Below are 12,754 nucleotides of genomic sequence, written 5' to 3'. Positions count from 1 at the left end.
AATGTGCAAGAATAAAGCCTTCATATCATTTATACTGCGGAATCATTAATGGAAAATATAACAAATGGTACAACTTCTTTTAAAAATAAACTTTTGTTAACCATAATTTGCTATCTTTGCTACTTTTATACAGCCAATGTTGTTTTAGTTACTGGAGCTGTAATGCGTCCATTATCAGAATACTTTGATGATAGTAATATAGGTTTTGCTTTTACCTTTATTAATGTATCAATGTGGTTTGCTATACTTATAATTGGTTTTCTAATGAATAGATTTTCAATAAAACTTTTATTATTAGTAGCTGTAGCAATTGGTATTATATCCTCACTACTTACAAGCATTTTTCCTTCTATGTTTACACTAAAGATATTACTAACTTGTGTGGGCATCACCGGAGGGCTATTTATGGCTATAAGTAGCTATATGATTGTACATATCTACAGTGATCATAAAATAAGAGCTATGAACGTTATTTTTACTGACTTTTTCTTTAGTTTTGGTGGCGCATTAGTACCAATTTTTGCTGCATATTTAATTACAGAAAATTTCCAATGGTATACTATATACTCAATTTTACAAATAACAGCTATAGCAATTCTATTATTAACAGTATTTTCTGACTTTTCAATACTTAATAGACATACTACTGGCATTAAAAGCTTAAACCTTAATCTGAATTTTTCTTTGTGGAACTTTAGTTTGTATTGCATAGCTTTCTCCGCTTTTTTATTTTTGTTAGCTCAAATAACTATGACTAGTTATGCTCAAACATATTTCCAAGAAGTGCTTGGATGGGGTATCATAGATGCAAATAAACCATTATCATACTTTTGGACAGCTCAAAGTATAGGTTTATTCATAAGCCCATTGATAACTAGGGTAGTTCCTTTAAGGCTTATTCTTCCATTGTTTACATTTGTAGGATTAATCGCTTTATCATGTATTGTCTACATCCCTGATATAAACATAGTCTTAAAAGCTGCTATTATATTTGGTTTGTTTAACTGCTATATCTATGCTGGATTACTAGCTTATGGAACTTTCCAAATGCAGAATCCTCCACCAACACTAATAACTACTATTCTTCTATTTGGAACGACAGGCACAGCTTTATCAACAACAACTGGAGCTTTTATAAACAAATTTTTTGGCTTAACAACTGTAATGCATGCCGTGCTTATCTTTTATTTAATATCTTTTATATTGATTGTTTTTGCCGCTATTTACTCAAAAGAAAATATAAAGTCAATTACCCACTAAATCCCTTATACCCTACACAAATCCTTTTCAAGGGTTTCTTACTCTTTATAACAAATATACATATTAGTTTTTTTGATAACGTTTATAAAATCTTTTTATTTTAAAAAAAATGACTAATAGCGTATAGTTATAAATAAGTAGATAATAATAAACAAGGTATTAAAAATGACAAAACATTTCTCTCTAAATGCAATTTATGGTGTCATATTTGTTGCATCAGTAGCTAGTATTGCATATTTTATTGCAAAAGTCCCAGTTGTTGCCAAGCTAGGAATTAGTCCTTTAATTATTGGTATTTTACTAGGTATGTTACTAACTCACACACCTGCCAGTAAAATTATAAGCCAGTGGAAAGATGGCATAGTATTCAGTGCTAAAAAAATACTTAGATTAGCTATTATCTTTTATGGTTTTAATTTAACTTTCCAACTCATAGCATCTGTAGGGTTAGCTGGTCTTCTAGTATCTATAATCATGTTAGTTTCAACTTTAGTGTTAGGAATAGCTATAGGTACAAAAGTTTTTGGCTTAGATAGAGATAGTTCTATATTAGTAGCTGCTGGTAGCGCTATTTGTGGGGCTGCTGCTGTATTAGCTGCTGAAGGAACGCTAAAATCTGAATCCTATAAAGCTGCTATGGCAGTAGGTACTGTTGTATTGTTTGGTACAATTAGTATGTTCTTATATCCTGTCTTAATGAAAGCTGGCCTTTTAGGGAATTTAGACCAAACACAGTACGGCATCTTTGCTGGTGGATCTATTCATGAAGTCGCGCAAGTAGTAGCAGCCGGTAGTGCCGTTGGTCATCATGCTGAAGAAATAGCTGTAACTGTAAAAATGATCCGTGTAATGATGTTAGCTCCTATGCTAATAATTATAGGCATATGGTTATCTAGAACTGTAGTTGATGTTGCACATAAGACACACACTCAACCGTCTACTGATTCTATTATGAAAATTATTCCTTGGTTTGCTATTGGATTTATCGTTGTGGCAGGGTTTAATTCTTTAGATCTGCTACCTCACGTTGCTGTACACTCAATAGTTCAAATAGACCAATTTCTTTTAGCTATGGCTATGACCGCTCTTGGACTTGAAACTCATGTATCTAAGTTTATCAAAGCTGGAATTAAGCCTTTATTACTAGCTTTAATATTGTTTGCTTGGTTGTTTTTTGGTGGGCTTACTATAACTTACCTAATAACTGCTATAATTTAATGCTGGATACTAGAATCATAGATTCTAAGTTAGTCAACGTTCAACAGCTGTGCATAATGTGTAATACAAGTTTATTTAAATCTACCTATGCTATTTTAGCAATAAATAATGTATCATATGTAAAAAATTTAAAACTTTAAATTCTAATTATGAAGCCAATCGTAAATGCGATCACTACCACTGCCAGAAAAGCTGGAAAAATAATTCTACAAGCTCAAAATGACATAAGCTCTATAAAAACCTCTAAGAAAGCTAATAATACTATCATGTCAAATATTGATATAGCTGTAGAGAATTTTCTTGTTGATAGTATAAAAAAGCTAGGCTTTGATGATTATTTCATTACAGAAGAAGCTGGTGAATTCGGTAACAAAGAAAGTAGATTTTCTTGGATAATTGATCCTATTGATGGCACTAACAACTTTGTTCATGGTCTGCCCCACTGCTGTATTTCTATAGCTCTTAAAAAAGATGAGGAATTAGTACTTGGTGTAATCTATAATCCATTTTTGGATTTAATGTTTAGTGCATATAAAGGTCAAGGTGCTCAACTAAATGGTAAAAAAATCAGAGTGTCACAAAGTCAAGAGTTAGATGATACTTTGATATCAGCATCATTAAAATATTCACGTAAAACTTTTAATGATAGTTACGTAGCAGAATTAATAAAACTTCAACAGCAAATTGCAGGCTACAGGTATTCTGGTAGTATCGCTATGGATATGGCATATTTAGCAGCTGGATATATTGATGGACTTTGGACTTGTAGTTATGTTGAATTATGGGATATCGCAGCTGGATATGTTATTGCAAAAGAAGCTGGTGCTATTATTACAGACATTAAAGGTGTTAGTGATATTCACAATTTACAAGTAATAGTCGCTGGAAACAAAAAAATACAACCAAAGCTTATAAAACTTCTAGCAAAACATGTTAAATAATGAATACTAGAGCTATTGCTGCTAAATCTATTACAGACATTTTAGCTAACAAATATTCTCTTTTAACTATCGATAATAAATTATCTCAACTGCAGATAACTGATCAAGATAAATCTTTTATAAAGTTACTTTGTTACGAGTTTTTTAGAAATTATTATTCTATAGAAAGAATTACCCAGAATTTTATCAATAAAAACACTAAATCTAACGTTAAAATCCTAGTAATGCTTGGGACTTTACAACTTTTAGAAACTAATCAGCCTCACTACGCTACTATTAATGAAACTGTAAATGCTTGTAAAGATTTAAAAATTATTTGGGCTAAAAAGCTTGTCAATGGAGTATTAAGAAACGTTCTAAGAAATATAGAGCAAATCAAAACTGATTATTTAGAATACAAACTTCTTGATTTACCTAATTGGATAATCAATATACTCAAAAAGCAATATCCAAAGAATCATCTTAAAATAGCTAAAGGTGTCAACTCTAAAGCTAATATGTTTATACGTCTTAATAGAAATAAAGACTCTCAACTAGTTATTAATTACCTAAAAGAAAATAATATTGCATTTTCTACTACTAAAGTAGAAAACTGTATAGAACTAAAAACTGCTATTGATATACAAAAAAATCGTCTTTTTAACGATGGTTATTTCACAGTACAAGATATATCCGCACAATATGCTGGCTGGATAATAAACCCTCAAGACCATGATAATATATTAGATGCATGTGCTGCCCCTGGTGGTAAAACCACACATCTCATAGAATTAAATCCTAAAACTAAAATTACTGCTGTTGATATAATTGATAAAAGATTAGAATTACTAAAAAGTAGTGTAACTAGAGTTAACGCAAGTAATCACATAAATATAGTCAAACATGACTTGACTAGACCATTTAATGGAAAGTTTAACAAGATAATTCTTGATGCCCCCTGCTCAGCTTTAGGAACTTTAAAACGGAATCCAGATATTAAGCTTTTGCGAAAACCTAAAGATATTGAAAATATTCAGTTATTACAACAACAGATTTTGCAAAACTTATGGGATAATAATTTAGAAGAAGGCGGTTACCTTTTATACATAACTTGCTCAATACTAAAACAAGAAAACCAAGATCAAATAAATAAATTCCTAAGTAAAAACCATAATGCTAAAATTGAAAAAATACAGCTTTTAGAAGAGTATAAAACAGATTTTGGTTACCAAATATTACCATTTGAAGAAAATGGTGATGGATTTTATTATTGTTTAATTAGAAAACTAGATTCTACCCATACAAATAGAGCTTAGTTTTATCCTAAAAAAAGTATAACCTATTTCAGAAACTAGTTCCTTAAAGTGTTTTTTTCTTATAAATACTAGATTGTAACCTCAACGTTTAAGTTTACTACATAGCTAACTACTTATATTATTTCCCAGATTTTAAATATTTTAGGCTCTATAAACCAGTCTTTTAGAAGAGTAACAACTAGTAAGAATTCTTACCTCTTATTAAATGCACCTCATATCGAATTATACTTTAAAGCTATATTATTTTATTTAGCAAAAGGAAACTTTTAATCAAGAGCCTAAAAAACGAGTGGAGAACAACTAATATGACAGCTTTAACTTTTCACCTTCTTCAGCCAAAAAATAAATTGCCTCAACCATGCACCAAAGAGCAACGTCCTGGGCGTCTAAATGAGTTTATATCACACCTGACCAGTTATTATAATACATATTGTAACAATGCTGACAATCACATTGTGATTCTACCTGAATATAGCTTATATGGACATAGTATTGATGGTTCTATTTCAATCTGCCAACAGGAATGGAAAAAGTTAAAATCCACTTTGTCCCAATCATTAACGCGTAAAAATTGTGTATTCATTATTGGAACTGTAATGAGAAGAAAAAAAGTAGTCGATCACTTTACCGAACTAAAAAATAAAATTGTTGATCTCAACAATTTCTTAGATGAGAATAATAATTACATATGTTTAGTTGAAAACCATGAACTAGAGCTATTACAACGAAATATCACTATTGAAGAACAGCGCCTAAAAAATAATAATAAGATCCCAGCTGAATTTCATCGAAAGGATAGATACATAAAACATTATGAAAGTCATAAAGGTACCTACTATAAATGTAACGTTATGAACTTAAATATACAAAATGAAATACAGTATATAGAAAAAGGTCTTGATACGTTAAAAACTAAACCTGATAGTCAGATGGTCTTAAATACAGCCCTTTGTATCTTGCCTACTGGAATTTATAAATATAATAAAATCACAAATTTTAATGAAGTTGACAATACTGATAATTTATTGTATATGCCTGGCTCTATTTTGCAACATTATAACATGCTAAACTGTTTTGATAACACGTTTAAGGCATCATTAGAGATATGTATGGATCATTCCTCTAATATTAGGAAAAAATTCTTGGATTATAAAGGACAAACTGAACTATACCACATTATCCTCTCTGACTACGTTGAAACTAATATAAGCACCTACTTAAGTAAGTATATTTTACACAGTAGTACCAATAATAATGAACACGGAATTTGGATTTGGAATGGTGCTAACTATACAAAAGTATCAAGCCAACTTAGCACCTCTTTGCAGCACCCTTGGTTCACTGGATTTTATATCCAAGAAAACCAAATCTCAACACAGTTTAATATTAGTTCTAATAACCAAAATGATATAAGCTTCGATCTCTTTCGTAAAAGTTTTTCTGACTTTAATAATAATCAAAATAATATAGGCTTCTCTCTATCTCGTAAAAATTCTTTTGATTTCAATAATAACCAGAATAATATGGGCACATCTTTCTCTCCTAAAAATTCTTTTGACTTTAATAATAATCAAAATAATATAGGCTTCTCTCTATCTCGTAAAAATTCTTTTGATTTCAATAATAACCAGAATAATATGGGCACATCTTTCTCTCCTAAAAATTCTTTTGACTTTAATAATAATCAAAATAATATAGACTTCTCTCTATCTCGTAAAAATTCTTTTGATTTCGATAATAACCAAAATAATATGGGCCCATCTTTCTCTCCTAAAAATTCTTTTGACTTTAATAATAATCAAAATAATATAGACTTCTCTCTATCTCGTAAAAATTCTTTTGATTTCAATAATAACCAGAATAATATGGGCACATCTTTCTCTCCTAAAAATTCTTTTGACTTTAATAATAATCAAAATAATATAGACTTCTCTCTATCTCGTAAAAATTCTTTTGATTTCGATAATAACCAAAATAATATGGGCCCATCTTTCTCTCCTAAAAATTCTTTTGACTTTAATAATAATCAAAATAATATAGACTTCTCTCTATCTCGTAAAAATTCTTTTGATTTCAATAATAACCAAAATAATATGGGCCCATCTTTCTCTCCTAAAAATTCTTTTAATAACTTGTGTAACACCGTTATATCAAGGTCTTCAAATATGACAACAAATATCTTTACATCATTAAATAATTATGAATTTAATAATAATGATCCGATTCTATTATTGGAAAATATCAATAAAAAGAGAAGTCTTAAATTTTCATTACAGCAAGAATCTGCAGAAGAACTAGCATCCCTACAAAAGAAGAAAATTAAATTTACTAAATATAGCTAAATTACTATATTTTAGTTATAATATTTTGTATTTGATCCAATGACCTATTCACTAGATTTTCGTAAGAAAGTATTATCGATAAAAGAGTCTGAAGGTTTAACATACCAAGCTACAGCAGATAGATTTAAGATTAGTAAAAATTCAGTATACTTATGGAGTAAACAAATTAACCCCAAGGTTACCAAATCTAGGCCTGAAATTAAACTAACCCAAGCAAAGTTACTTGATGATATAAGAGCTTATCCAGATGATTATCAATATGAAAGAGCCCAAACTGTTTTACCTAATCTAGTAATTTTGTGGATAAACGAAGACAAAGCTTTTAATTAATATTTTTGTATTTATTGCTCTGTTGTTTTTTTAAAAAAGATGGCGACTACCTACTTTCACCTGGGCAAGAGCCAGACTATCATCGGCGTGTTGTAGTTTCACTTCTGAGTTCGGAAAGGGATCAGGTGGTTCCTACAAGCTATCATCGCCAAAACTTGAGTTTTGGATTATAAAGATATTTAACAATTCAGCATAGAAATAGACTTAAGTCTCTCGGATCATTAGTACTGGTAAGCTACATACATTACTGCACTTCCACACCCAGCCTATCAACGTCGTAGTCTCCAACGTTCCTTACAGGTTTTAAACCTGAGAGATCTAATCTTGAAGGAGGCTTCCCGCTTAGATGCTTTCAGCGGTTATCCCGTCCGAACGTAGCTACCCGGCAATGCTTCTGGCGAAACAACCGGAACACCAGTGGTTCGTTCACTCCGGTCCTCTCGTACTAGGAGCAACTCTTCTCAAATCTCTAACGCCCACGGCAGATAGGGACCGAACTGTCTCACGACGTTCTGAACCCAGCTCGCGTACCACTTTAAATGGCGAACAGCCATACCCTTGGGACCTGCTTCAGCCCCAGGATGTGATGAGCCGACATCGAGGTGCCAAACTCCTCCGTCGATATGAACTCTTGGGAGGAATCAGCCTGTTATCCCCGGAGTACCTTTTATCCGTTGAGCGATGGCCTTTTCCACAGAACCACCGGATCACTAAGACCTACTTTCGTACCTGCTCGAGCCGTCACTCTCGCAGTCAAGCGCACTTTTGCCTTTATACTCTTGGTATGATTTCCGACCATACCGAGTGCACCTTCGTACTCCTCCGTTACTCTTTAGGAGGAGACCGCCCCAGTCAAACTACCCACCATACACTGTCCTCGTCTTTCAACTGAGTTAGAACTTCAATAATTCAAGGGTGGTATTTCAAGGTCGACTCCACATGATCTAGCGACCATGCTTCTTAGTCTCCCACCTATCCTACACATAAATGATCAAAGTCCAGTGCAAAGCTATAGTAAAGGTTCACGGGGTCTTTCCGTCTAACCGCGGGTACGCTGCATCTTCACAGCGATTTCAATTTCACTGAGCCTCTGGTGGAGACAGTGTGGCCATCGTTACGCCATTCGTGCAGGTCGGAACTTACCCGACAAGGAATTTCGCTACCTTAGGACCGTTATAGTTACGGCCGCCGTTTACTGGGGCTTCGATCCAGAGCTTCGCCTAAGCTAACCCCTTCAATTAACCTTCCAGCACCGGGCAGGCGTCACACCCTATACTTCCTCTCTCGAGTTCGCAGAGTGCTGTGTTTTTGATAAACAGTCGCAGCCACCTGGTATTTGCAACCCTCAACAGCTTACGTAGCAAGTACTTCACCATTAAGGGCACACCTTCTTCCAAAGTTACGGTGTCATTTTGCCTAGTTCCTTCACCAGAGTTCTCTCATAGCCTTAGTATTCTCTACCTACCCACCAGTGTCGGTTTACAGTACGGTTACTTATACAATATACTTAGAAGCTTTTCCTGGAAGCAGGGCATCAGTAGCTTCGCCAAATAAATTTGGCTTCGTCTCGTATCTCAGATTATCAAGTTACCGGATTTGCCTAATAACTCTACCTACTTACTTTCACTTGGACAACCATGCGCCAAGCCTACCTAGCCTTCTCCGTCCCTCCTTCGTTCATATAAGCAGCACAGGAATATTAACCTGTTTCCCATCGACTTCACTCTTCAGCTACGCCTTAGGGGCCGGCTTACCCTACGTTGATTAACATTGCGTAGGAATCCTTGGGTTTTCGGCCAATAAGAATCTCACTTATTTTACGTTACTCATGTCAGCATTCGCACTTCTGATACCTCCAGCAAACTTCTCAATTCACCTTCATCGGCTTACAGAACGCTCCCCTACCAATATATTAAATATATTCCGCAACTTCGGTGCATAGCTTAGCCCCGTTAAATCTTACGTGCAGGCCGACTCGACCAGTGAGCTATTACGCTTTCTTTAAAGGATGGCTGCTTCTAAGCCAACCTCCTGGCTGTCTGGGCCTTCCCACTTCGTTTCCCACTTAGCTATGACTTAGGGACCTTAGTTGGCGGTCTGGGCTGTTTCCTTTCCACGACGGACCTTAGCACCCGCCGTGTGTCTCCCGTGATAAAACTTGATCGTATTCTGAGTTTGCATCGAGTTCGGTAAGCTCGTAAAAGCCCCCTAGTCGAAACAGTGCTTTACCCCAATCAGTCAATTCACGAGGCACTACCTAAATAGTTTTCGGGGAGAACCAGCTATCTCCGTGCTTGATTAGCCTTTCACTCCGATCCACAGCTCATCCCATACTTTTGCAACAGTACCGGGTTCGGTCCTCCAGTTAGTATTACCTAACCTTCAACCTGGCCATGGATAGATCGCGCCGGTTTCGGGTCTACTCCTAGCGACTAGTCGCCCTATTAAAACTCGCTTTCGCTACGGATCCCTTATTCAGTTATCCTCGCCACTAAAAGTAACTCGCTGACCCATTATACAAAGGTACGCAGTCACATGACTAAATCATGCTCCTACTGCTTGTATGCAAGCGGTTTCAGATTCTATTTCACTCCCTTTATTAGGGTTCTTTTCACCTTTCCCTCACGGTACTAGTTCACTATCGGTCATTCAGGAGTATTTAGCCTTGGAGGATGGTCCCCCATGTTCAAACAAGGTTTCTCGTGCCCCGTCCTACTTGTTCGTATGCTTAGTTCCATCTTAATCATTTCGTATACGGGACTATCACCCTCTATCGTCAAGCTTCCCAACTTGTTCTACTATAATTAAAATTATATCATACCAGGCTCTTCCCACTTCGCTCGCCACTACTATGGGAATCTCAATTGATTTCTCTTCCTAAGGGTACTTAGATGTTTCAGTTCCCCTCGTTCGCTCTCTATCTTATATCAGATAAAGTGACTGGACTGCTCCAGCCGGGTTCCCCATTCGGAAATTCCGGGATCAACGCTTATTTGTCAGCTACCCCAGACTTATCGCAGACTAACACGTCCTTCTTCGCCTCTGAATGCCAAGGCATCCACCGCTTGCACTTATTCTCTTAAGTCTATTTCTATACTAAATTGTTAAATATCTCTATATTCATGCAAATAAAATATTGGTGGAGCCAAGCGGGATCGAACCGCTGACCCCCTGCGTGCAAAGCAGGTGCTCTCCCAGCTGAGCTATGGGCCAAAAAAAAAATGGTGGGTCTGAGTAGACTTGAACTACCGACCTCACCCTTATCAGGGGTGCGCTCTAACCAACTGAGCTACAGACCCGTATCTTATTTACACTAAAATATATTAGCTACAAACACTCTATCAATTCATCTGAATTAGCAATTAAGCTCTATTCTTATTATTCTTTTCGTATTTCCTTTAAGGAGGTGATCCAGCCGCAGGTTCCCCTACGGCTACCTTGTTACGACTTCACCCTAGTCATGAATCACTCCGTGGTAAACGCCCATCCGTTAAGCTATCTACTTCTGGAGCAACCCACTCCCATGGTGTGACGGGCGGTGTGTACAAGACCGGGAACGTATTCACCGCGACATTCTGATTCGCGATTACTAGCGATTCCGACTTCATGCTCTCGAGTTGCAGAGAACAATCCGGACTAAGAGTACCTTTCTGAGTTTCGCTCCACCTCGCGGTTTGGCAGCCCTCTGTAATACCCATTGTAGCACGTGTGTAGCCCTGGTCGTAAGGGCCATGATGACTTGACGTCGTCCCCACCTTCCTCCGCCTTGTCAGCGGCAGTCTCAATAGAGTACCCAACTTAATGATGGTAACTATCAATAGGGGTTGCGCTCGTTGCGGGACTTAACCCAACATTTCACAACACGAGCTGACGACAGCCGTGCAGCACCTGTCACACAGTTCCCGAAGGCACCAATTCATCTCTGAAAAGTTCTGTGGATGTCAAGACCAGGTAAGGTTCTTCGCGTTGCATCGAATTAAACCACATGCTCCACCGCTTGTGCGGGTCCCCGTCAATTCCTTTGAGTTTTAGCCTTGCGGCCGTAGTCCCCAGGCGGAGTACTTATCGCGTTAGCTACGCCACTAGGCCCTTTACACCGAACCCAACAGCTAGTACTCATCGTTTACAGCGTGGACTACCAGGGTATCTAATCCTGTTTGATCCCCACGCTTTCGTCCCTCAGTGTCAGTATTAGTCCAGAATGTTGCCTTCGCCATCGGTGTTCCTTCTGATCTCTACGCATTTCACCGCTACACCAGAAATTCCCCATTCCTCTACCATACTCTAGTTTGACAGTATCAAATGCAGTTCCAAGGTTGAGCCCTGGGCTTTCACATCTGACTTATCAAACCACCTACAGACCCTTTACGCCCAGTAATTCCGATTAACGCTTGCACCCCCGTATTACCGCGGCTGCTGGCACGGAGTTAGCCGGTGCTTATTCTTTAGGTAACGTCAATTCCATTAGCTATTAACTAATAGACCTTCCTCCCTAACTAAAGTGCTTTACAACCCTAAGGCCTTCTTCACACACATGGTATTGCTGGATCAGAGTTTCCTCCATTGTCCAATATTCCCCACTGCTGCCTCCCGTAGGAGTTTGGGCCGTGTCTCAGTCCCAATGTGGCTGATCATCCTCTCAAATCAGCTATGGATCGTCGCCTTGGTAGGCCCTTACCCTACCAACTAGCTAATCCAACGCAGGCTCATCCATTCGCGGCAGCAACAAGTTGCCACCTTTAATCCTCAGATATTATGCGGTATTAACAGTCGTTTCCAACTGGTATCCCCTCAAATGGGTAAATTCCTACGCGTTACTCACCCGTCCGCCACTCGTCAGCATCCGAAGACCTGCTACCGTTCGACTTGCATGTGTTAAGCATACCACCAGCGTTCAATCTGAGCCAGGATCAAACTCTTCAGTTTAATCTAATTCTCTGACTCAATCACTAAACTCAAATTCTTCAACAAAGTGTTTGTATTTAATATATCTCTTAAATATCTCCAGGCATCAAGCCCCTCTCTACCGCTAACATCACCCGTCAGCCAGTGAAGACATATAATACACACCTCCCTCTCTCAACGCAAGAGCTTTTTATGAAATTTTTGAAGTTTTTCTAGGATTTAGAATTCTGTAGGTAATTGCTTATTAAATATTGTGGAGCTATTGCACGTTTGTATTAGATAAGAATAACGAGGTAAAAACATTCTAAAATCATAGTTTTAACACGATTAGAAACATATAATTTTAGTTTGCAACAGTCCCACAAGTGGTTTAAATATCTTTATCACTTTATATACCTTTGTATTACTAATTAATTTTAACTAATATCTATTAATTATACCCCTACCAAACTTGTTGACTTAA

6 protein-coding genes, 1 tRNA gene and 3 rRNA genes are annotated in these 12,754 nt (G+C 36.7%); 6 read left to right on the top strand and 4 right to left on the bottom strand.

The features are described from left to right. Positions 1 to 48 precede the first annotated feature (48 nt). From tsgA to E4K63_RS02825, 6 genes are all read left to right on the top strand, one after another. The gene (gene tsgA, locus E4K63_RS02850; protein WP_133941144.1) at positions 49 to 1,260 is read left to right on the top strand and encodes an MFS transporter TsgA; all 1,212 of its coding nucleotides are present in this window, start codon (positions 49 to 51) and stop codon (positions 1,258 to 1,260) included. Between the two features lie 165 nt (positions 1,261 to 1,425). Further along, positions 1,426 to 2,478, top strand: a complete 1,053-nt coding sequence (locus E4K63_RS02845) for a YeiH family protein (RefSeq protein ID WP_133941142.1) — start codon at positions 1,426 to 1,428, stop codon at positions 2,476 to 2,478. A gap of 149 nt (positions 2,479 to 2,627) precedes the next feature. Next, complete coding sequence (locus E4K63_RS02840) at positions 2,628 to 3,419, top strand: inositol monophosphatase family protein (RefSeq protein WP_133941140.1); 792 nt, start codon at positions 2,628 to 2,630, stop codon at positions 3,417 to 3,419. Then, on the top strand, positions 3,419 to 4,714 hold the full coding sequence (gene rsmB, locus E4K63_RS02835) for a 16S rRNA (cytosine(967)-C(5))-methyltransferase RsmB (RefSeq protein ID WP_133941139.1): 1,296 nt from the start codon (positions 3,419 to 3,421) through the stop codon (positions 4,712 to 4,714). Before E4K63_RS02840 ends, rsmB begins: the two co-directional genes overlap by 1 nt. A gap of 305 nt (positions 4,715 to 5,019) precedes the next feature. Next, on the top strand, positions 5,020 to 7,056 hold the full coding sequence (locus tag E4K63_RS02830) for a fimbria/pilus outer membrane usher protein (protein WP_179965685.1): 2,037 nt from the start codon (positions 5,020 to 5,022) through the stop codon (positions 7,054 to 7,056). A 39-nt stretch (positions 7,057 to 7,095) separates the two neighbouring features. Continuing rightward, on the top strand, positions 7,096 to 7,386 hold the full coding sequence (locus E4K63_RS02825) for an IS630 transposase-related protein (protein ID WP_133941135.1): 291 nt from the start codon (positions 7,096 to 7,098) through the stop codon (positions 7,384 to 7,386). Positions 7,387 to 7,423: 37 nt separating this feature from the next. Here the strand turns inward: E4K63_RS02825 and rrf are convergent. The 4 genes from rrf to E4K63_RS02805 all read right to left on the bottom strand — a co-directional run bounded on the left by rrf (position 7,424) and on the right by E4K63_RS02805 (position 12,312). Further along, positions 7,424 to 7,539, bottom strand: a 5S ribosomal RNA gene (rrf, locus tag E4K63_RS02820). Positions 7,540 to 7,586: 47 nt separating this feature from the next. Further along, positions 7,587 to 10,471, bottom strand: a 23S ribosomal RNA gene (locus E4K63_RS02815). 137 nt (positions 10,472 to 10,608) lie between these two features. Further along, positions 10,609 to 10,685: transfer RNA gene (locus E4K63_RS02810), tRNA-Ile, on the bottom strand. 100 nt (positions 10,686 to 10,785) lie between these two features. After that, positions 10,786 to 12,312, bottom strand: a 16S ribosomal RNA gene (locus E4K63_RS02805). Together the 16S, 23S and 5S rRNA genes with 1 tRNA gene alongside form the textbook arrangement of a ribosomal RNA operon. Positions 12,313 to 12,754: the final 442 nt, after the last annotated feature.

The organism is Allofrancisella inopinata, assembly GCF_012222965.1.
Taxonomy (GTDB): Bacteria; Pseudomonadota; Gammaproteobacteria; order Francisellales; family Francisellaceae; genus Francisella; species Francisella inopinata.
The sequence above is the reverse complement of the archived record's forward strand: the minus strand, read 5'-3'. Positions and strand labels throughout refer to the sequence as shown.

Coding starts and splice junctions, on each gene's coding strand:
- E4K63_RS02845 (WP_133941142.1), top strand. CDS start 1,426: ATGACAAAACATTTCTCTCTAAATGCAATTTATGGTGTCATATTTGTT.
- rsmB (WP_133941139.1), top strand. CDS start 3,419: ATGAATACTAGAGCTATTGCTGCTAAATCTATTACAGACATTTTAGCT.
- E4K63_RS02840 (WP_133941140.1), top strand. CDS start 2,628: ATGAAGCCAATCGTAAATGCGATCACTACCACTGCCAGAAAAGCTGGA.
- E4K63_RS02830 (WP_179965685.1), top strand. CDS start 5,020: ATGACAGCTTTAACTTTTCACCTTCTTCAGCCAAAAAATAAATTGCCT.
- E4K63_RS02825 (WP_133941135.1), top strand. CDS start 7,096: ATGACCTATTCACTAGATTTTCGTAAGAAAGTATTATCGATAAAAGAG.
- tsgA (WP_133941144.1), top strand. CDS start 49: ATGGAAAATATAACAAATGGTACAACTTCTTTTAAAAATAAACTTTTG.